At 46.5% G+C, this 19958-nt stretch carries 22 protein-coding genes and 1 other annotated feature; of the genes, 21 read left to right on the top strand and 1 reads right to left on the bottom strand.

Features of this window, described 5'->3' with window-relative positions; genetic code table 11:
* Positions 1 to 5: 5 nt before the first annotated feature.
* Positions 6 to 1082 (top strand): DNA integrity scanning diadenylate cyclase DisA, encoded by a 1077-nt coding sequence (gene disA / locus IFU39_RS31440; RefSeq protein ID WP_091020517.1) that lies wholly within the window; start codon positions 6 to 8, stop codon positions 1080 to 1082.
* A 45-nt stretch (positions 1083 to 1127) separates the two neighbouring features.
* The gene (gene pssA, locus IFU39_RS31435) at positions 1128 to 1859 is read left to right on the top strand and encodes a CDP-diacylglycerol--serine O-phosphatidyltransferase (RefSeq protein WP_091020519.1); all 732 of its coding nucleotides are present in this window, start codon (positions 1128 to 1130) and stop codon (positions 1857 to 1859) included.
* Between the two features lie 126 nt (positions 1860 to 1985).
* Here the strand turns inward: pssA and IFU39_RS31430 are convergent, their stop codons facing one another.
* Positions 1986 to 2381, bottom strand: coding sequence for a hypothetical protein (locus IFU39_RS31430; protein WP_017692049.1), 396 nt, complete (start codon positions 2379 to 2381; stop codon positions 1986 to 1988).
* A gap of 173 nt (positions 2382 to 2554) precedes the next feature.
* On the opposite strand from IFU39_RS31430, the gene IFU39_RS31425 reads away from it, so the two are divergent.
* From IFU39_RS31425 to rpoB, 19 genes are all read left to right on the top strand, one after another.
* Positions 2555 to 3640 carry a PIN/TRAM domain-containing protein gene (locus IFU39_RS31425; RefSeq protein ID WP_192136410.1) on the top strand — a complete coding sequence of 362 codons (1086 nt, stop codon included), beginning with the start codon at positions 2555 to 2557 and terminating at the stop codon, positions 3638 to 3640.
* Between the two features lie 82 nt (positions 3641 to 3722).
* Entirely contained in the window at positions 3723 to 4418 is a 696-nt protein-coding gene (gene ispD, locus IFU39_RS31420) for a 2-C-methyl-D-erythritol 4-phosphate cytidylyltransferase (protein WP_091020521.1), read from the top strand.
* Positions 4415 to 4891, top strand: a complete 477-nt coding sequence (gene ispF, locus IFU39_RS31415) for a 2-C-methyl-D-erythritol 2,4-cyclodiphosphate synthase (RefSeq protein ID WP_017692052.1) — start codon at positions 4415 to 4417, stop codon at positions 4889 to 4891. The genes ispD and ispF overlap by 4 nt, the downstream gene beginning before the upstream one ends.
* Before the next feature lie 33 nt (positions 4892 to 4924).
* On the top strand, positions 4925 to 6382 hold the full coding sequence (gltX, locus tag IFU39_RS31410) for a glutamate--tRNA ligase (protein WP_036607153.1): 1458 nt from the start codon (positions 4925 to 4927) through the stop codon (positions 6380 to 6382).
* A 536-nt stretch (positions 6383 to 6918) separates the two neighbouring features.
* On the top strand, positions 6919 to 7578 hold the full coding sequence (gene cysE, locus IFU39_RS31405; protein WP_091020522.1) for a serine O-acetyltransferase: 660 nt from the start codon (positions 6919 to 6921) through the stop codon (positions 7576 to 7578).
* Positions 7579 to 7620: 42 nt separating this feature from the next.
* Positions 7621 to 9021 (top strand): cysteine--tRNA ligase, encoded by a 1401-nt coding sequence (gene cysS, locus IFU39_RS31400; RefSeq protein ID WP_091020524.1) that lies wholly within the window; start codon positions 7621 to 7623, stop codon positions 9019 to 9021.
* Complete coding sequence (locus IFU39_RS31395) at positions 9018 to 9491, top strand: Mini-ribonuclease 3 (protein WP_192136411.1); 474 nt, start codon at positions 9018 to 9020, stop codon at positions 9489 to 9491. Before cysS ends, IFU39_RS31395 begins: the two co-directional genes overlap by 4 nt.
* 43 nt (positions 9492 to 9534) lie before the next feature.
* Positions 9535 to 10281, top strand: a complete 747-nt coding sequence (rlmB, locus tag IFU39_RS31390) for a 23S rRNA (guanosine(2251)-2'-O)-methyltransferase RlmB (RefSeq protein WP_017692057.1) — start codon at positions 9535 to 9537, stop codon at positions 10279 to 10281.
* Positions 10282 to 10286: 5 nt separating this feature from the next.
* On the top strand, positions 10287 to 10808 hold the full coding sequence (locus IFU39_RS31385) for an NYN domain-containing protein (protein WP_192136409.1): 522 nt from the start codon (positions 10287 to 10289) through the stop codon (positions 10806 to 10808).
* 171 nt (positions 10809 to 10979) lie between these two features.
* Positions 10980 to 11624 (top strand): RNA polymerase sporulation sigma factor SigH, encoded by a 645-nt coding sequence (gene sigH, locus IFU39_RS31380; protein WP_017692059.1) that lies wholly within the window; start codon positions 10980 to 10982, stop codon positions 11622 to 11624.
* 304 nt (positions 11625 to 11928) lie between these two features.
* The gene (rpmG, locus tag IFU39_RS31375; protein WP_072735843.1) at positions 11929 to 12078 is read left to right on the top strand and encodes a 50S ribosomal protein L33; all 150 of its coding nucleotides are present in this window, start codon (positions 11929 to 11931) and stop codon (positions 12076 to 12078) included.
* Between the two features lie 17 nt (positions 12079 to 12095).
* Positions 12096 to 12287, top strand: a complete 192-nt coding sequence (gene secE / locus IFU39_RS31370; protein ID WP_017692060.1) for a preprotein translocase subunit SecE — start codon at positions 12096 to 12098, stop codon at positions 12285 to 12287.
* A gap of 21 nt (positions 12288 to 12308) precedes the next feature.
* A complete protein-coding gene (gene nusG, locus IFU39_RS31365; RefSeq protein ID WP_024633599.1) occupies positions 12309 to 12842 on the top strand; it encodes a transcription termination/antitermination protein NusG in 534 nt (177 codons plus the stop codon).
* A 68-nt stretch (positions 12843 to 12910) separates the two neighbouring features.
* Positions 12911 to 13336 (top strand): 50S ribosomal protein L11, encoded by a 426-nt coding sequence (gene rplK / locus IFU39_RS31360; protein WP_017692062.1) that lies wholly within the window; start codon positions 12911 to 12913, stop codon positions 13334 to 13336.
* Between the two features lie 94 nt (positions 13337 to 13430).
* Positions 13431 to 14123: a 50S ribosomal protein L1 gene (gene rplA, locus IFU39_RS31355; protein ID WP_017692063.1), complete on the top strand. Its 693-nt coding sequence runs from the start codon at positions 13431 to 13433 to the stop codon at positions 14121 to 14123.
* 68 nt (positions 14124 to 14191) lie between these two features.
* Positions 14192 to 14338 (top strand) — a sequence feature (ribosomal protein L10 leader region).
* A gap of 24 nt (positions 14339 to 14362) precedes the next feature.
* Positions 14363 to 14866, top strand: coding sequence for a 50S ribosomal protein L10 (gene rplJ, locus IFU39_RS31350; protein WP_091020530.1), 504 nt, complete (start codon positions 14363 to 14365; stop codon positions 14864 to 14866).
* Positions 14867 to 14939: 73 nt separating this feature from the next.
* Positions 14940 to 15299, top strand: coding sequence for a 50S ribosomal protein L7/L12 (gene rplL, locus IFU39_RS31345; protein WP_017692065.1), 360 nt, complete (start codon positions 14940 to 14942; stop codon positions 15297 to 15299).
* Between the two features lie 96 nt (positions 15300 to 15395).
* Positions 15396 to 16016: a class I SAM-dependent methyltransferase gene (locus IFU39_RS31340; RefSeq protein WP_105602469.1), complete on the top strand. Its 621-nt coding sequence runs from the start codon at positions 15396 to 15398 to the stop codon at positions 16014 to 16016.
* A 394-nt stretch (positions 16017 to 16410) separates the two neighbouring features.
* The gene (gene rpoB / locus IFU39_RS31335) at positions 16411 to 19956 is read left to right on the top strand and encodes a DNA-directed RNA polymerase subunit beta (protein ID WP_091020534.1); all 3546 of its coding nucleotides are present in this window, start codon (positions 16411 to 16413) and stop codon (positions 19954 to 19956) included.
* Positions 19957 to 19958: the final 2 nt, after the last annotated feature.

Here is a 19958-nt window from a genome sequence, read left to right as displayed (position 1 = left end):
ACAAGATGAAAGATATGAGCCAACTGGATAATATGAATGAGTTGTTAAGGCTGATCGCACCAGGTACACCTTTCCGCGAAGGTCTGGAAAATGTGCTGCGCGCCAAGACGGGCGCACTGCTTGTTGTAGGATACAGCCCTGAAGTCATGGAAGTGGTGGACGGGGGATTCTCGATTAACTGTGATTTCTCCCCAAACTACCTGTACGAACTCGCCAAGATGGATGGTGCCATTATTCTTAGCGAAGATTTGAAGCGTATTCTTTACGCCAATACCCAGTTAATCCCGGATTCATCTATCTCTTCATCAGAGACGGGGATTCGTCACCGGACGGCAGAGCGTGTAGCAAAGCAAACGGGTAAATTGGTCGTATCCATATCACAGCGTCGGAATATCATTACCTTGTATCAGGGAACACTTCGTTATTCCCTCAAGGAAATCGGGGTTATTTTGACCAAAGCGAATCAAGCGATTCAAACCCTGGAGAAATACAAAGCGGTATTAACACAGTCTCTTACGAATCTGAGTGCCTCTGAATTTGAGGAACTGGTGACGATTCCTGAAGTGGTTAATGTGATTCAGCGTACCGAAATGGTGATGCGGATCAAAACGGAGATCAAACGATACATTCATGAACTCGGGAATGAGGGACGACTCATCTCCATGCAAATGGAAGAGCTCGTGGGTACAACGGAAGAAGAAGCTTGGTTATTGTATAAAGACTATGCCCGTGACGACAGTGATGACAAAATCCGTGAAATTATCGTGGGACTGAAAAGATTGTCGGACGATGAGTTGTTGGATGCACATCATATTGTCCGTCTGCTCGGCTATCCTTCATCGGCGGCCACTTCAGAGGATTCGGTTGCACCTCGCGGATACCGGGTATTAAATAAGATCCCCCGCCTGCCCAATGTCATTATCCATAACCTGGTGGATCAATTCGAACAATTGCCTCATGTTATTATGGCTACAATTGAAGAACTGGACGAAGTGGATGGTATTGGTGAAGTTCGTGCCCGGACCATTAAGGAAGGCCTCAAACGTTTGCAGGAGCAAATGTTTATCGACAGACAGATGTAAGGGTTTGCCTATATAAAGGCTTGAAATGGATGAGGTGAAACAACGATGCTAACCAGATTCATTCCGAATCTCTTTACCCTGGGTAATCTGTTTCTTGGAATGATGGCAATTTTGCTTGCGATTGATGGAAATTACAGTTTGGCTGCCATTATGGTCATTGTAGCGATGCTGCTTGATGGTCTGGATGGCCGAGTGGCACGTGCACTTAATGCCCAAAGTGAATTCGGTAAGGAACTTGATTCCTTGTCTGACATGGTTTCCTTTGGTGCAGCACCAGCTCTGATCATATTTATGGTGTCGTTTCAAGAGTCGATGCCGATCCTCGCCTGGATTGCAACAGCGGCTTTTCCGATCTGTGGAGCCATTCGTCTTGCACGGTTTAACGTTCGTCCGGGTATTCCTGGATACTTCACAGGTCTGCCGATACCGGCAGCCGGCGGGGTACTGGCCACACTGTCCTTGTTCAATAAGGATATTGGCCCGGTTAGCATGATGATTGCTACATTGCTGTTATCGTATCTGATGGTGAGTTCGCTTAAATATCCCAATTTCAAAAAGGTCGGTTTGCCACGAAAGGCAATCTGGATTGCACCATGGGTTGTGTTATTTGCCATAGCCGTAGCCGTTATTTTCCCGGAGCAGTTATCCAAATTGATCTTTATTCCGTTGGTGTTATACGCCCTGTATGGAATGAAGCATAATGTGCGAACAGCGGCCTCACGTAGTCGGGCGAAAAAGCGCAAGGATGAGAAATCTTCCCGTCCTTCCGATCGTTAAGTCGCCTCGGGGACAGACACTATATAAAGAAAGCACGTACTCTCCTGAACTGGAGAATGCGTGCTTTTTGTTTATTCAGATCTATTTACGGTAAAAGAAACCCTTGCGAACGACATACATATCTTCTTACGACAGATTAAACATCCCTAACGTTGAACACTTCTGTGATTCGTGATTTACGACCTCTTCCATGTTAATGTCCAGCAGATTGCAGAGAGCCGACATGTAGAACAGGTTCCGCCCTAGCTCAGAGCTGATGACCTCTCTGCAGTTCTCACACAACTCACCTTCCACATGCGTTTCCAGCAGGCCCTTGGTTTGAGCGATATCGCTCTCCGGGGCATATTTCTGCTTGGTGGCGTGCAGCTCGATGCAGCCGCATTCGGTAATGGCTTTGGACACGGCACGGTTAACAGACGCTCCGGCTTGTCCCGTTTTGGACAGTACATCAATCAGGCTGCGATGACGCAACAACAGTTCAGAAACTTGATCCTGGAAAGCCTGTAAACTTAGCGTACTCATTTTGCCACTCACCTCGGGATATGAATTGAATTCATTATATGCCAATAATTTACCTACTTTCAACTGACGATTGCAACATTTCCAAAAAGTTCTTCCAGATGGGATTAGCAATTCAGGAATTGGATCATACTGGATATAAAGATCAAGATACATTGAAGGAGGTGCAGGGACTAATGTGGAAAAAAGGCATTTTAACTTTTACAGGATTGTGCGGTGCATGGTTCGGCTACACGGCATATCATCTGGCAGGAAAATCGGTCCCATGGATGGCGGAGTGGATTCAGTCAGCAGGATTACTGGGAGCTGGTATATCAACGCTGCTGGGAGCTGTAATGTTTATGGCTGTATGTAATATTGGTGGAACATTGATGGCAGACAGGTTGCATAGTGGAATTGACTCATTGGCAAAAGTACCTATGAACGAATTGGCTGCAGGTGCCGCAGGTACAGTTGCAGGATTGCTCGTGGCCTTGTTACTTTACCCTGTTGTGGGATGGATGGGGACGGCAGGAGAAGTGCTGCAAGTGGCGCTGACAGTGATTAGTGCTTATTCCGGTTATACCCTTGCCATGGCGAAGAAAGACGACCTGGGGGCCTTCTGGATGTCTGGACGATGGGGTCATCCCGAGGTGGACGAGGACAGACGGATGGAAGAACATAAAATTCTGGATACCAGTGTTATTATCGATGGGCGTATCGCTGATATATGCAAAACCGGATTTATTGAAGGCACGATCGTAATTCCGGAATTTGTTCTGGAGGAGTTACAGCATATTGCTGATTCATCGGATCTGCTCAAGCGGAACAGAGGACGGCGTGGACTGGACATTTTGAACAAAATCCAGAAGGAACTTGATGTAAAAGTCCTGATCTACGAGGTGGATTTCGAGGAAATCTCCGAGGTGGACAGCAAACTGGTTAAACTGGCAAAAGTGCTTCAGGGAAAAGTGGTCACCAATGACTTTAACCTGAACAAAGTGTGCGAACTCCAGGGTGTATCTGTGTTGAACATTAATGATCTCGCCAATGCGGTTAAGCCGGTTGTTCTGCCAGGTGAGGAGATCATGGTGCAGATCATCAAGGATGGCAAGGAGCATGGTCAAGGTGTAGCTTATCTGGATGATGGCACAATGATCGTTGTGGAAGGCGGACGCGAGTATATCGGCATGATGATGGAAGTGCTGGTGACCAGTGTGTTGCAGACTTCAGCAGGACGAATGATTTTTGCCAAGCCGAAACTGTTGGAAAAAGCCCAATAAAGCGGTATGATGGGTAGTGTATCGTTGAATGATATTGTATATCTTTGGACGATAAACTGACAGACAAGGCAGGGATTGCAGCATGGATAAAGGGTGGGGCGTTGTCATTGTGGCAGCAGGTCGCGGAACCCGGATGGGGACGACCGAGAGCAAACAGTTTCTGTTGCTGCAGGACAAGCCCGTTTTCATACATACGCTTGAGGTATTTGCTGCGCTGGACGAGATCCGCGAGATGGTGCTGGTCACAGGAACCGCAGATGTTGAACGTTGCCAGGATTGGGTAAAAGAATACCAACTGGATTCACGTGTCCGTGTTATCCCGGGAGGGAAAGAGAGACAACATTCTGTCCATAAAGGCCTTGAGGCACTTGGGACGGATTGGGTTCTCGTTCACGACGGGGTACGTCCTTTTGTAAACCATGAGCAGATCAAGGGATGCATGGCGGCCGCCATAGCCGGTAATGGAGCAGCTGTACTTGCGGTTCCCGTGAAGGATACGATCAAACAAGTGAATGCGGAAGGAGTCGTTACGGCGACGCCAGACCGCAGCAGTCTGTGGAGCATTCAAACCCCGCAGGCTTTTCGTCTTTCTTCCCTGCTCTCCGCCTACGAATCAGCCGAGCAGGACGGATTTCTGGGGACAGATGATGCCATGCTGGCTGAACGTCAGGGAATGTCGGTCAAGGTTGTGGAAGGCAATTATACCAATATCAAATTAACAACGCCGGAAGATTTGCAATATGCTGCGTTTTTGCTGGGGGGAGAGAAGAAGCGATGATACGTGTAGGACAGGGATTTGATGTACATCAGCTGGTAGAGGGACGCCCGTGTATTATTGGCGGAGTAACGATTCCTTATGAAAAAGGACTGCTGGGTCACTCGGACGCAGACGTGCTGTTGCACGCGATTAGTGATGCCATTTTGGGTGCGCTGGCACTCGGGGATATTGGCAAGCATTTCCCGGATACCGATCCGGAATTCAAAGATGCCGACAGCCTGAAATTGCTGGAGCATGTATGGCAGCTTGTGAAGGATCGCGGTTATAAGTTGGGGAATATTGACTCAACGATTATTGCCCAAAAGCCGAAGATGGCTCCTTACATCCCACAGATGGCTGAGGTTATTGCCAAGGCACTGGAAGCGGATGTAACACAGGTGAACGTGAAAGCAACCACAACAGAGCAACTGGGATTCCCTGGACGGGGAGAGGGCATTGCCGCTCAGTCCGTTGTTTGCCTTGTACGTGTGTGATATCATCAATAAATTAGTGACGGAGGGGATCATATGAGCACGGATATTCGTGTGCGTTACGCGCCGAGCCCAACGGGACACCTGCATATCGGGAATGCCCGTACGGCGCTGTTTAACTATTTATATGCCAAACATAATAACGGTAAATTCATTATTCGTATTGAAGATACGGACGTGAAACGGAATATTGCCGGTGGTGAAGAAAGTCAACTGAAATACCTGAAATGGCTCGGAATTGAGTGGGACGAAAGTATTGACGTGGGCGGAGAATACGGACCATACCGTCAAACGGAACGTCTGGACCTCTATCGTAAATATACGCAGGAATTGCTGGATAAAGGTCTGGCTTACCGTTGCTTCTGCACGGAAGAAGAATTGGAGCAAGAGCGCGAGGAACAGTCAGCACGTGGAGAAACACCGCGTTATTCTGGCAAACACCGTGACCTGACTCCAGAGCAAATTAGTGCGTTTGAAGCGGAAGGCCGTGTAGCGAGTATTCGTTTCCGTGTGCCGGAAGAGCGCACATATACGTTTGATGATATGGTTAAAGGCACAATCTCGTTCAACAGCAAGGAATCCGGTGACTTCGTCATTGTGAAAAAAGACGGCATTCCCACATACAACTATGCCGTTGCTGTGGATGATCACTTGATGAAGATCTCCCACGTCCTGCGTGGGGAAGATCACATCTCGAACACGCCGCGTCAACTGATGATCTATGAAGCGCTTGGCTGGGAGCCGCCGCAATTCGGCCATATGACGCTGATCGTGAATGAAAATCACAAGAAGCTGAGTAAACGGGATGAATCCGTTATTCAGTTTATTGAGCAGTATGATCAGCTCGGCTATTTGCCTGAAGCGATGTTTAACTTCATTTCCCTGCTTGGCTGGTCGCCGGAAGGGGAAGAAGAGATCTTCTCGCAAGAGCAGCTGATCTCCATTTTTGATACGAAACGCCTGTCCAAGAGCCCGGCGGTATTTGATACCCACAAGCTGGCTCACTTGAACAACCACTATATCAAACATGCTGACCCGGAACGGATTGCCGAAATGGCCATTCCGCATCTGCAAAAGGCTGGACGTATTTCTTCCGAGCTGTCTGCTGAACAAAAAGAATGGGCTTATACTCTGGTACACCTGTACCAGGAGCAAATGAATTCTGCCTCTGATATTGTCGAATTGTCGGAAGTATTCTTCCGTTCCAATCTGGAGCTTGAAAGTGAAGGAGAAGCAGTGCTTGCGGAGGAGCAGGTGCCAACCGTACTGAAGGCATTTGCGGATAAAGTACAGGCAAGCGAAGAGTTTACTCCGAGCAAAATGGCTGCATTGATCAAGGAAGTACAGAAAGAAACCGGCTTTAAGGGCAAACAGCTCTTTATGCCAATTCGTGTAGCCTTGACTGGACAGACACATGGACGGGATCTGAACCAAACGATCGTACTTCTGGGTCGGGATACGGTGATCGAACGTTTGCTTGCACAAGTAAAATAATCTTAGTTGAGGACATTCCATTTATTTGGAATCTGAACGCAGTCTATGAAGTATGGATTACGTAGGAGGCTGTTGTCAGTCTGAGGCCTTTTCGCTATAATAACAACACAACGAATAATTGATATGATTTATCTAATAGAACAGCAAAGATCGGGAGAAGTAGACTGACCCGGACAGATTCAGAGAGGATGGTCCCGTGGCAAAGAAAGATTTCTTTGGTTGCGGTGGCTGTGAGCCATCCACTGTCCATCAGTCGAAATGCACCCGTGAGCTGCATAGCCGAATCCAGCCCCGCCTTTGTCGATCATGACATGGGAAAACGTTAGGATAGGTTGTGACGATTGGTTTCCGTTACCAAACCGCTTGAGGGCTCATTCTATTTAAGAATGGACCGAGCAGAGTGGGACCGCGATAAACGCCTCTGCAGCTAAATGCTGCAGGGGCGTTTTTTGTTTAGGCGAGTGTGCAGTACACTACCAAGGAACGCGCCGTCCGGTAAGCCGGAGGACGGGAACCTGAACAAGAGGGGAACGAGCATGTTCAAGAAGATCAGATCAGATATCCAGGCGGTGTTTGAGAACGATCCGGCAGCCCGGGGATGGTTTGAAGTGGTATTTACCTACTCAGGGCTGCACGCGATATGGGCACACCGGATTGCACATTTTTTATACAAACGAAGATGGTTCTCGTTCGCCAGGTTCATTTCACAGGTAAGTCGATTCATGACAGGAATTGAGATACATCCTGGAGCTACGATCGGAAATCGGTTGTTTATTGACCATGGAATGGGCGTCGTTATTGGGGAAACATGTGAGATTGGCGATGATGTTGTTATCTATCAGGGGGTTACCCTGGGCGGAACAGGGAAAGAAAAAGGAAAGAGACATCCGACCATTGGCAATAATGTGGTTATCTCATCTGGAGCCAAAGTGCTGGGTTCATTTAGCGTGGGGGATCAAAGCAACATTGGGGCAAACTCCGTTGTGCTTAAGGAGGTCCCTTCCAATAGCACCGTGGTAGGTATACCGGGCAGAATTGTTAAACAGGATGGCCGACGGGTAGATCGCCTCAGTCAGCAATTGCCCGATCCGGTCGTTGACTCCTTGCGCAGTATGCAAAAAGAACTTGAACGATTGCAGAAAGAAGTACGTACACTACAGAATGCCCGTGAAAATGAGACTGTGCGTGATACGTGATACAATAAAATAAGGCAGTATAGGATGAAAGGATAAGTGACCATGACGCTTCAGATTTATAATACGATGAGTCGTACCAAAGAGGAATTTGTTCCCCAAGAGCCAGGGAAAGTGAAAATGTATGTTTGCGGACCAACGGTATATGACTACATTCATATCGGGAATGCACGCCCGGTTATCTTTTTCGACACAGTTCGCGGATACCTGGAACAGACCGGACATGATGTGAACTATGTGGTGAACTTCACGGATGTGGACGATAAGCTGATTCGCAAAGCAGAACAACTTGGAACAGATGTTCCTCACGTGGCTGAGAAATTTATTGCTGCCTATTATGAAGACCTTGAGGGACTGGGTATTCCCAAGGCAAGCAGCAATCCGAGAGTAACGGAAAACATGCCGCTGATCATTGATTTTATCCGTGAGCTCGTTGAAAAAGGGTTTGCGTATGAAAATGGCGGTGACGTCTATTATCGCACAGGCAAATTCAGCGAATATGGCAAACTTTCGAAACAAAACCTGCAGGAGCTGCAATTTGGAATCCGTGTGGGTGTGGATGAGCGCAAAGAGCATCCCGAAGATTTTGTGCTCTGGAAGGCTGCCAAACCAGGTGAGATCTATTGGTCCAGTCCTTGGGGCGATGGTCGACCAGGCTGGCATATTGAGTGCTCCGCCATGGCTAGGGAGTACCTTGGGGATACACTGGACATTCACGGGGGTGGACAGGATTTGCAGTTCCCGCACCATGAGTGCGAATGCGCCCAATCTGAAGTATTAACAGGTAAACCACTTGCGAACTACTGGATGCATAATGGATTCATCCGGATTGATAACGAGAAGATGTCAAAATCACTCGGTAATGGTGTTCTGGTTAAAGACTTGCGGAATCAATATAAACGCGAAGCGATTCGTTATTTCATGTTGTCTACCCACTATCGTAACCCATTGAACTTCACGGATGATACGATGGAGCAGGCACAGAACAGTGTGGACCGGATTGCGAATGCGGTAGGTAACTTGAACCATCGTCTGAATGCAGTAACTGTTGATCAGGATATCACAGCAGAGTTTGCGGCAAGACTCGACCAAATTCGTCAGCAGTATCACGAGAAGATGCAGGATGATTTCAATACTCCTGATGCAATTACTGCGATGTTTGAGTGGGCAGGGGAAGCCAACCAACTGTTGCAGCAAGAAGTAGTTAATGCGGCAGACATTCGTGCGCTCCTCGAGTTGTTCAGTGAATTGAATGCTGTGCTGCGCATCTATACTGACGCAGAGCCGGAACTTCTTGATGAGGAAGTGGAACGTCTGATTGAAGAGCGTGTAGAAGCGCGTAAGTCGAAAAACTGGGCAAGAGCGGATGAAATTCGTGATGAATTGTCTGCACGTGGCATTCTGCTTGAAGATACGGCGCAGGGCATGAGATGGCGGCGCAAATGAGCGAAGGACATCCAAATACACCAAAACAACAGGAGCAGGTCACAGAAGGAGGATGGTTCCCATATCCTCCTTCCAGACCTGCGAGGTTGATTCCACCTATTGCACTGGCCTATATTGGTGATGCGGTATATGAGGTAGCTGTTCGTCAATATCTGTTGTCGAAGGCCAACATGCGTCCCAATCATTTGCACCGTAGTGCAACCGGGTTGGTATCAGCGAAGGCACAGAGCCGCATACTTACAACGATTGAGGCTGAACTGACAGAGGAAGAACGTGATATTGTCCGGCAAGGGCGGAATGCCAAGTCGGGTAGTGTACCCAAAAATGCAGATGTGTTGGAATACAGACATGCCACGGCTTTTGAATGTCTCATTGGTTACCTCTACAGCAGTGGTCATCACGATCGCATGATTGAACTGATCGGGCTTGGCATTGAGCACGCGGAGCAACAATCACCGACACAAAAATAGAAATTTCAACAAAACAACGCATTACAGAGAGGATCGAACAACGATGGAAGAAGAATGGATCGCCGGTAAACACTCCGTGACGGAGGCGCTGCGTTCAGGCCGGACCATTAACAAAATATGGATTGCCGATACAGCACAGAAACATCTGACTCAACCTATTATCTCGGAAGCTAAAAAGCTAGGTATTGTCATTCAACACGTGGACAAGCGTAAGCTGGATCAAACGGTACCAGGCATTCAGCATCAGGGTGTAGTTGCTCAAGCGGCACCTTACGCTTATGTGGAGGTAGAAGACATTCTTGCCGCAGCAAAAGCGAAGAATGAGCATCCTTTCCTGATTCTGCTGGATGAGATTGAAGATCCTCATAACCTGGGGTCAATTTTGCGGACAGCAGATTGCACGGGTGCGCATGGCGTCATTGTACCCAAACGTCGCTCGGCAGCGGTAACCGTGACAGTATCCAAAACATCAGCAGGCGCTGTGGAGTACGTGCCAGTGGCTCGGGTAAGTAATCTTGGACAGACCATTGATCGCCTCAAAGAGGAAGGTGTATGGGTTGTAGGGACAGATGTCACGGCTCATGAAGGTGTCTTTGGTAATGGAGTCTTTACTGGCCCTGTGGCATTGGTAATCGGAAATGAGAACAAGGGAATGGGACGACTTATTCGTGAGAAATGCGATGTGCTGATCAAATTACCAATGCAAGGTCAGATTAATTCCCTGAATGCTTCCGTGGCAGCCGGGGTTGTCATGTATGAAGTGCTCCGTTCGCGTCAAGCGCAGGAATAGAAGGTATGGCTGATTCCCGTGATGTGCTTCTTGTAGACGGGTACAACATGATTGGCGACTGGCCGGAATTAACCAAACTGGCGGAAAGTGGGCTCGAAGAGGCACGTAACAGGCTTCTCTTTCGTCTAGCAGACTACCAGGCTTTCTCCGGCCGGCGAGTCATTGTTGTGTTTGACGCCTACCTCGTGCCTGGACTCGGTAAATCCTTTACTCAGAGCAAAGTGCAGATCTATTTTACAAAGGAAAAAGAGACGGCAGACGAATGCATTGAGAGACTCGTTCGGGAACTAAGCATGCGAAGACGCCAAATCTATGTGGCTACGAGCGATATGGTAGAGCAACATGTTATATTTGGACAGGGAGCGCTACGTGTATCTGCGAGGGAGTTGCTAATTGAAGTTGAGCAGAACGAAAAAGATTTAAAAAAACGACTGGAAGAAGATCAGGCGAAGACCACGCGTAACACACTCGGTGGCAAGTTGAGTCCCGATGTATTAAAAGAGTTTGAGCGATGGCGCCGGGAATAACAGCACGTTTTTACAGAATTTAGAATATTGAAACTCTTGACATTTATGTTATTGATGTTCTTTTTTAGGCAGAGCGTGGTTGACGGTGTGAGGTACCATCATATATACTGATCCTATATTTCATAGAGTAGAGTAACGGGGTACCTTGCGTTGCAGCCGGAGGGATTGTCTGTGAGTGTCGACCTCAAAGATATCATGTTATCCAAGTATGATTACCAAAGTGACGAAGACATTGTCGAAGCTTTCCGTGAAGGCGAAAGCGAAGCGTTAGAGTTTCTAATTAACAAATATCGCAACTTTGTACGCGCCAAGGCAAGATCTTATTTTCTGATTGGGGCAGACCGGGAAGATATTATTCAAGAAGGAATGATTGGCCTCTACAAATCCATTCGAGATTTTAAAGGGGACAAGCTGGCTTCGTTCAAGGCTTTTGCCGAACTGTGTATTACAAGACAGATCATCACGGCGATTAAGACAGCAACACGTCAGAAGCATATTCCGCTTAATTCTTATGTATCTCTGGACAAGCCTATTTATGACGAAGAGTCTGATCGTACGTTACTCGATGTGATTTGTGGAACCCAGGTCAGTGATCCGGAAGAACTTATCATCAATCAGGAAGAGTTTGTGGGCCTGGAAGATAAAATGTCCGAGATTCTGAGTGATCTGGAACGTAAAGTATTGATGTTGTATCTGGACGGGAGATCTTATCAAGAGATTGCAGTCGATTTGGACAGACATGTGAAGTCCATTGATAATGCACTTCAGCGCGTCAAGCGCAAACTTGAAAAGTACCTGGAAGTTCGAGATAATTAAACACATGTTGTCGTTGACGGAAAAGGCTCGGTGTTTGAGTCTTTTTTTAGTGTCTCAAGTTTATAAAATCTAAGAATGTTCATACTAGTAATCGCTCGGTCCATGCAGGAGAAGAGAAAAACAGAGATGAGAAACGAATGTACGTTGTACGGAAGTAATACCCAATGAATGAAAGGCTATTCTTTCATTGACATGGTTATACCCTTGTGATAAAGTGTTTTAGGTAGGCCTAAATTTATGGCTTTTTTTCAGGATCAATTTAGAGACTCTGCTTGAATGTGGAAGTCTTCGGGAGGTGTACATCATGCGGGTAATTATTACTTTGGCTTGTACTAACTGCAAACAAAGAAATTACACTACGACAAAAAACAAGCGTAATCACCCCGACCGCATGGAGATGAAGAAATTTTGCAAGTTTTGTAACGAGCAGACTTCTCATCGCGAAACCAGATAGTTTTTGGAGGTGTCGGCGTGAAACGAAGTTTCAAATCTCTGATTTCCTTTTTCTCAGAAAGCTGGGCTGAACTTAAAAAAGTTCGCTGGCCTAATCGTAAAGAGCTGACCAACTACACATTGATCGTACTTGGTACTGTTGTGGTTATGACGCTGTTTTTTTGGGTCATTGACATTGGCATCTCCTTTGTGATCGAAGCGATTATTTAAGAAGGGTTCCGGTGGCTTGATATGGAAAAAAGATGGTACGTCGTTCATACCTATTCAGGGTATGAGAACAAGGTCAAAGCCAATTTGGAAAAACGCGTAGAGTCTATGGGCATGGAAGACAAGATATTCCGCGTTCTTGTTCCTATGGAAGAAGAAGTGGTAAACAAGGACGGTAAGAAAAAAACCGTTATGCGTAAAGTTTACCCCGGTTATGTCTTGGTGGAAATGGTACAGACGGATGATTCTTGGTATGTTGTTCGCAACACACCAGGTGTTACAGGATTTGTCGGTTCGACAGGTTCTGGGTCCAAACCAACTGCATTGTTGCCTGAAGAAGTGGAACAAATTCTGAAGCACATGGGTATGGTTGAACCTAAGCCGAAAATTGAGTTCGATATTAAGGAATCCGTACGTATTAAAGTCGGCCCTTTTGCGAATTTCGTAGGCTCCGTGGAAGAAATTTTGGTAGACAAAAGCAAGTTGAAAGTGCACGTGAACATGTTTGGACGGGAAACACCGCTTGAGTTGGAATACACACAAGTGGAGAAGATATAGTCTCTTCAAGTTTCTTGTGGGAGGGTTGAAAAACCCGTTAACCACTATTTTGCAAGGAGGTGTCAATCATGGCGAAAAAAGTTATTAAAATGGTAAAACTGCAGATTCCAGCAGGTAAAGCAAACCCAGCACCACCAGTAGGTCCGGCTTTGGGTCAAGCAGGTGTCAACATCATGGCATTCTGTAAAGAATTCAACGCTCGTACAGCTGATCAAGCGGGATTGATTATTCCAGTTGAAATTTCTGTATTCGAGGACCGTTCCTTTACTTTCATCACTAAAACTCCACCAGCAGCAGTTCTGTTGAAAGTGGCAGCTAAAGTTGAAAAAGGATCCGGCGAACCGAACAAGAAAAAAGTTGCTACAGTTAAACGTGATGCGGTACGTCAAATCGCAGAAACAAAAATGCCTGACCTGAATGCAGCAGACGTTGAGTCCGCAATGCGTATGGTCGAAGGTACTGCCCGCAGCATGGGTATCACCATCGAAGACTAATTTTCATAAGAAACATGGCTTCGTAAAACCGGTCGATTCGCGACCGGTTGATGTGGGAGGTATATCCGCTAACACCACAAAGGAGGAATAAAACATGGCTAAACACGGTAAAAAATACCTGGAAGCTGCTAAGCTGATTGACAGCGAAGCAACTTACGAGCCTTCAGAAGCTGTAGAGCTTGTGAAAAAGGCAGCTACTGCAAAATTCGATGAAACAATCGAAGCAGCAGTTCGTTTGGGTGTAGACCCTCGTAAGCAAGACCAGGCTGTACGTGGTGTTGTTGTCTTGCCACACGGCACAGGTAAAACACAACGCGTATTGGTATTTGCAAAAGGTGACAAAGCGAAAGAAGCGGAAGCGGCTGGCGCGGACTATGTTGGTGATGCAGACATGATCAACAAAATCCAACAAGGCTGGTTCGAATTCGACGTCTGCGTAGCGACACCGGATATGATGAGTGAAGTAGGTAAATTGGGCCGACTGCTCGGCGGTAAAGGTCTGATGCCTAACCCTAAAGCCGGAACGGTAACTTTCGATGTAACTAAGGCTGTTCAAGAAATTAAAGCCGGTAAAATCGAATATCGTCTGGATCGTGCAGGTCAAATTCATGCACCGATTGGTAAAGCTTCTTTCTCTTCTGAGCAACTTAATGAGAACTTCAAAGCTCTCATGGAAGCTCTGAATCGTGCTAAACCAGCGGCAGCAAAAGGTGTTTATCTGAAGAATGTTAGTCTTTCTTCCACGATGGGACCTGGCGCACGCGTGAACGCAGCAGCTTTTAGATAATATCTCTTGACAGGCTTGTCCTGTTTTTGATAAGATATAAAAGTTGTGAGTCCGAGTGACTGACCGTTGACATTTGAATATGCTTGCCGTAGACAGTAGGTGCCATTTGGCTTAATTTCCTGCCGAGGTGTGATTATAGAACTTAGAACGATGCAAATCGATGATGAGTATATATCAAGCCTTCGTGATTCTACGGAGGCTTTTCTTAATGGGATAAATTTGATCAGGAGGTGTACAGATTGGCAAACGCAAAAGTGATTCAAGCAAAACAAGAATCCGTTGATGCAGTAACAGCTAAATTGCGCGAGAGCGTTACAACTGTTGTTGTTGACTATCGCGGATTGAACGTTGCCCAAGTAACTGAGTTGCGTAAGCAACTTCGTGAAGCAGGCATCGAATTCCAAGTGCTGAAAAACTCGTTGCTTCGCCGTGCAGCTGCAGCAGCAGAACTGACAGAACTCGATAGTGTTCTTACAGGTCCTACTGCAATTGCATTCAGCGTAAATGACGTTGTGGCTCCAGCTAAAATTCTGAACGACTTCGCGAAAAAGAACGATGCACTGGAATTGAAAGGTGCAGTCGTAGAAGGTCGCGTAATCGGAGTAGAAGAAGTTAAGGCATTGGCAGAACTGCCATCCCGCGATGGACTCCTCTCCATGCTCCTCAGCGTGCTTCAAGCGCCAGTGCGCAACTTCGCGCTTGCGGTTAAAGCAGTTGCAGAAAAAGAAGAACAAGGCGCGTAAGCAACTTGATCTGAATGCTGCTTAGGCGGCAAATGAATTTAAAAAAAATAATATTATATATGGAGGTTCACTCATGAGTAAAGAGCAAATCTTGGAAGCAATCAAAGGCATGACTGTACTGGAATTGAACGATCTTGTTAAAGCAATCGAAGAAGAATTCGGCGTAACTGCTGCAGCTCCAGTAGCTGCTGCAGGTGCAGTAGCTTCTGCTGAAGCTGAGCAATCCGAGTTCGACGTAATCTTGACTAGCGCTGGTGCTTCCAAAATCAACGTTATCAAAGCAGTTCGCGAAATCACAGGTCTTGGCCTGAAAGAAGCAAAAGAATTGGTTGACAACGCTCCAAAAGCATTGAAAGAAAAAGTTGCTAAAGAAGAAGCAGAAGCGGTTAAAGCTAAGCTTGAAGAAGCAGGCGCTTCAGTTGAAGTTAAATAATTTAGCTATTACAAGCTAAATGAACAAAACAACAAACCCCTTGACTTATATCAAGGGGTTTGTTGCTGTAATTGTAAATGGAAAGTGAGTGAGGGCATGTCCAATCATTATTTTTCGGACAAACCGCAAGTGGCGCATGATCGCAGAGCAACTGAAGCGGTTCTTCGCGGATTCAGTCTGCGATTCGTGACGGATGCCGGTGTGTTTTCCAAAAACGGAATCGATTATGGCAGCAGAGTGTTGATTGATGCGATAGAGTTGCCATCAGGGGCTCATGTTCTCGATGTGGGCTGTGGATACGGGCCAATGGGTCTTACAGCAGCCAAACTTGTACCGGATGGGCATGTCACCATGATCGATATCAACGAGAGAGCCGTTGAACTTTCCAGGGAAAATGCAAAAGCGAACGGAATTAACAATGTTACGGTATTGCAAAGTAATCTACTGGCTGAAGTGAAAAAGCAAGATTTTGACGTTATCCTAACCAACCCGCCTATACGGGCTGGGAAAGAGACGGTTCATACTATTTTCGAACAGGCACATCGCCATCTGAAGGTAGGCGGTTCGTTGTGGATTGTCATTCAGAAAAAACAAGGAGCCCCGTCAGCGAAAGCGAAATTGGAATCTTTGTTTGGAAGAGTGGAAGAAGTGACGAAGGATAAAGGCTATCGGATTTTCAAAGCGGTGAAAACGGAAGAGGTATCTACCAAAAGCTGAATCCGAGTTTGTAAAGTAAGCAGGGGATCATTTTTTTTGCAATAGGACTATTGACTTGAAATTCAGGTCGTGGTATAGTTTTAAAATGTCAGTATTAAGATGCCCTACTTGGCTTTAGCTAACTAAAAATGTCAACCTTTTTTTACGCCGAACGGGCTTATTATGCCTACGTTTGGCGTATAATATGTACATTTTGGGCAAACTGGGGATAAGAATGATTTGGAAAGACATCCGCCGATCAAAGTTGCTCTTTTTTCGAACGACATTTCGAGTAAGGGCTTTTCTTTATTTGTGGATGCATTGCTTTGCTCTGTATGTGTACCATTATAAGGTTACAAACAGAGGTTCGCAACGAAATTTTTAAAGTGAGTAGACATTGAGGGGTGAGTTTAAGTTGGCAGGACATCTTGTTCAATATGGTCGACGCACTCGGCGCAGTTATGCACGAATTAACGAGATACTCGAAGTTCCAAACCTGATTGAAATCCAACAAAAATCCTATGATTGGTTTTTGGAGGAAGGGTTGCGCGAAATGTTCCAGGATATCTCGCCGATCCAGGATTTTACAGGTAACTTGATTTTGGAATTTATCGATTACAGTCTCGGTGAACCGAAGTATACAGTAGACGATGCGAAAGAGCGTGACGTTACGTATGCAGCACCGCTTCGGGTCAAAGTCCGGCTCATTAATAAGGAAACCGGCGAAGTCAAAGAGCAGGAAGTATTCATGGGAGATTTCCCGCTGATGACCAACACGGGCACATTTATTATTAATGGTGCGGAACGGGTTATTGTCAGCCAGTTGGTTCGCTCTCCTAGCGTTTACTTCAGTACCAAAGTAGATAAAAACGCCAAAAAAACGTATACCGCTACAGTTATTCCTAACCGCGGCGCTTGGTTGGAACTGGAGATGGACGCGAAGGATGTTGTTTACGTCCGGATCGACCGTACACGTAAAATACCGGTTACGGTTCTCCTGCGTTCACTTGGTTTTGGCACAGATGCTGAGATTCTGGATCTGCTCGGTAATGACGAATATATCCGAAACACTCTGGACAAAGACAACACGGATTCCACGGAGAAAGCACTCATTGAGATCTATGAGCGTCTTCGTCCGGGCGAGCCGCCGACGCTGGATAATGCGAAAAGCTTGCTCGTAGCACGTTTCTTTGATCCAAAACGTTATGACCTGGCTAATGTAGGTCGTTACAAAATGAATAAAAAACTGCACATCAAAAACCGTTTGTTTAACCAGCGCTTGGCTGAGTCACTTGTTGACGCTGAGACTGGTGAAATCATTGCTGAAGCAGGTCAAATGGTTGATCGTCGTTTGTTGGATGAAATCATGCCGTATCTGGAGAAGAGCGTTGGATTCCGCACGTATCACGTGGGTAACGGCGTTTTGGATGCCAATGATATCCCTATGCAAACGATTGATGTGTTCTCACCAACTGAAGATGGTAAAGTGGTTAAACTGATTGCCAATGCAAACATTGACAAGTCCGTTAAAAACGTGACACCGGCGGATATCATTTCGTCCATCAGTTATTTCCTTAACCTTCTGCAGGGAATTGGTAGCACGGATGATATCGATCATCTGGGTAACCGTCGTTTGCGTTCGGTGGGTGAACTCCTGCAGAACCAGTTCCGTATCGGTTTGTCCCGTATGGAGCGTGTGGTTCGTGAGAGAATGTCCATTCAGGATGCTAACGTAATTACACCACAGGCTTTGATTAACATACGTCCTGTTATTGCGTCGATTAAAGAGTTCTTTGGTAGCTCTCAGTTGTCACAGTTTATGGATCAAACAAACCCGCTGGGTGAGCTGACACATAAACGTCGTTTGTCCGCACTCGGACCCGGTGGTTTGACGCGTGAGCGCGCAGGTATGGAAGTGCGTGACGTCCATCCATCCCACTATGGCCGTATGTGTCCAATCGAGACTCCAGAGGGACCAAACATTGGTTTGATCAACTCCTTGTCTACATTCGCTCGTGTGAATGAATATGGCTTCATTGAAGCTCCATATCGTTGGGTTGATCCGAAGACAGGTATTGTAACCGAGCAAATTGATTACCTGACAGCGGACGAAGAGGACAACTATGTTATCGCGCAAGCGAATGCGAAGTTGAACGAAGACGGTACATTTGAAGAAGAAGCGATCATTGTACGTTACAACAAACAGTCGGATAACATCCTTACGATGCCGAGTGAACGAGTTGACTACATGGACGTATCTCCTAAACAGGTTGTATCCGTCGCGACAGCGCTGATCCCGTTCCTTGAGAACGATGACTCCAACCGTGCACTCATGGGATCTAACATGCAGCGGCAGGCGGTTCCACTCTTGATTCCTAAAGCACCACTTGTAGGTACAGGTATGGAACACAAAGCTGCAAAAGATTCTGGTGTATGTATTGTCTCCGATTATGACGGAATTATCGAACGTTCTTCTGCGAACGAGATTTGGGTCCGTCGTGTTGAAGAAGTGGACGGTCAGGAAGTTAAAGGCGATATCGTTAAATATAAATTACACAAATTTATGCGTTCGAACCAAGGAACATGCATTAACCAGCGTCCGATTGTCAAAAGAGGTGCCGCTGTCAAAGCTGGTGATATCCTCGCTGATGGTCCTTCAACGGAAATGGGTGAATTGGCTCTGGGACGTAACGTTGTTGTTGCCTTCATGACTTGGGAAGGTTACAACTACGAGGATGCGATCTTGCTCAGTGAAAAACTCGTTAAGGAAGATGTATACACATCCATCCATATCGAGGAGTATGAGTCAGAAGCACGTGATACCAAGCTTGGACCTGAAGAGATCACACGTGACATCCCTAACGTTGGGGAAGAAGCGTTGCGTAACTTGGATGAGCGCGGTATTATCCGCATCGGTGCTGAGATCAGTGCTGGCGACATTCTGGTTGGTAAAGTAACACCTAAGGGTGTAACAGAGCTGACAGCAGAAGAACGTCTCTTGCATGCGATCTTTGGTGAGAAAGCACGTGAAGTACGTGATACTTCCTTGCGTGTACCACATGGTACTGACGGTATCGTAGTAGACGTGAAAGTATTTACCCGTGAAAACGGTGATGAGCTACCTCCAGGTGTTAACCAACTCGTTCGTGTATATATTGCTCAAAAACGGAAAATTTCCGAGGGTGATAAAATGGCCGGACGTCACGGTAACAAAGGGGTCGTGGCCCGCATCTTGCCGGAAGAAGATATGCCTTTCCTGCCAGACGGTACACCGGTTCAGATCGTTCTTAACCCACTGGGCGTACCTTCCCGGATGAATATCGGTCAAGTACTCGAGGTTCACTTGGGTATGGCGGCGATGCAACTGGGTATTCACGTTGCAACTCCTGTATTCGACGGAGCGAAGGAGTATGACGTCTTCGATACGATGGAAGAAGCAGGTATGCAACGTAATGGTAAAACTGTCCTGTATGATGGTCGTACAGGTGAAGAGTTTGAACGTGAAGTTACCGTAGGTGTCATGCACATGATCAAATTGGCACACATGGTTGATGATAAAATCCATGCCCGTTCCACGGGTCCTTACTCACTTGTTACGCAACAGCCATTGGGTGGTAAAGCCCAATTTGGTGGACAGCGTTTCGGGGAGATGGAAGTATGGGCGCTTGAGGCATACGGTGCAGCTTATACACTGCAAGAAATCTTGACTGTTAAATCCGATGACGTTGTTGGTCGGGTTAAAACGTATGAATCCATTGTCAAAGGTGAGAATGTTCCGGAACCAGGCGTTCCTGAATCATTCAAAGTATTGATCAAAGAGCTGCAAAGCTTGGGTATGGACGTTAAGATTTTGAGTGAAGATGAGCAAGAGATTGAAATGAGAGAAATGGACGATGAAGATGACGCTGCGAGCGATAAGCTCAGCCTCAACCTTGAGGGTACAGAGGTCGGAGCGGAATAAAC

The organism is Paenibacillus sp. CFBP 13594 (assembly GCF_014842675.1).
Classification (GTDB): Bacteria; Bacillota; Bacilli; order Paenibacillales; family Paenibacillaceae; genus Paenibacillus; species Paenibacillus amylolyticus_B.
The sequence above is the reverse complement of the archived record's forward strand: the minus strand, read 5'-3'. Positions and strand labels throughout refer to the sequence as shown.

Excerpts from the sequence above, each read along its gene's own strand:
- disA (WP_091020517.1), top strand. The coding sequence starts at position 6 with ATGAAAGATATGAGCCAACTGGATAATATGAATGAGTTGTTAAGGCTG.
- pssA (WP_091020519.1), top strand. The coding sequence starts at position 1,128 with ATGCTAACCAGATTCATTCCGAATCTCTTTACCCTGGGTAATCTGTTT.
- IFU39_RS31430 (WP_017692049.1), bottom strand. The coding sequence starts at position 2,381 with ATGAGTACGCTAAGTTTACAGGCTTTCCAGGATCAAGTTTCTGAACTG.
- IFU39_RS31425 (WP_192136410.1), top strand. The coding sequence starts at position 2,555 with ATGTGGAAAAAAGGCATTTTAACTTTTACAGGATTGTGCGGTGCATGG.
- ispD (WP_091020521.1), top strand. The coding sequence starts at position 3,723 with ATGGATAAAGGGTGGGGCGTTGTCATTGTGGCAGCAGGTCGCGGAACC.
- ispF (WP_017692052.1), top strand. The coding sequence starts at position 4,415 with ATGATACGTGTAGGACAGGGATTTGATGTACATCAGCTGGTAGAGGGA.
- gltX (WP_036607153.1), top strand. The coding sequence starts at position 4,925 with ATGAGCACGGATATTCGTGTGCGTTACGCGCCGAGCCCAACGGGACAC.
- cysE (WP_091020522.1), top strand. The coding sequence starts at position 6,919 with ATGTTCAAGAAGATCAGATCAGATATCCAGGCGGTGTTTGAGAACGAT.
- cysS (WP_091020524.1), top strand. The coding sequence starts at position 7,621 with ATGACGCTTCAGATTTATAATACGATGAGTCGTACCAAAGAGGAATTT.
- IFU39_RS31395 (WP_192136411.1), top strand. The coding sequence starts at position 9,018 with ATGAGCGAAGGACATCCAAATACACCAAAACAACAGGAGCAGGTCACA.
- rlmB (WP_017692057.1), top strand. The coding sequence starts at position 9,535 with ATGGAAGAAGAATGGATCGCCGGTAAACACTCCGTGACGGAGGCGCTG.
- IFU39_RS31385 (WP_192136409.1), top strand. The coding sequence starts at position 10,287 with ATGGCTGATTCCCGTGATGTGCTTCTTGTAGACGGGTACAACATGATT.
- rpmG (WP_072735843.1), top strand. The coding sequence starts at position 11,929 with ATGCGGGTAATTATTACTTTGGCTTGTACTAACTGCAAACAAAGAAAT.
- nusG (WP_024633599.1), top strand. The coding sequence starts at position 12,309 with ATGGAAAAAAGATGGTACGTCGTTCATACCTATTCAGGGTATGAGAAC.
- rplK (WP_017692062.1), top strand. The coding sequence starts at position 12,911 with ATGGCGAAAAAAGTTATTAAAATGGTAAAACTGCAGATTCCAGCAGGT.
- rplA (WP_017692063.1), top strand. The coding sequence starts at position 13,431 with ATGGCTAAACACGGTAAAAAATACCTGGAAGCTGCTAAGCTGATTGAC.
- rplL (WP_017692065.1), top strand. The coding sequence starts at position 14,940 with ATGAGTAAAGAGCAAATCTTGGAAGCAATCAAAGGCATGACTGTACTG.
- IFU39_RS31340 (WP_105602469.1), top strand. The coding sequence starts at position 15,396 with ATGTCCAATCATTATTTTTCGGACAAACCGCAAGTGGCGCATGATCGC.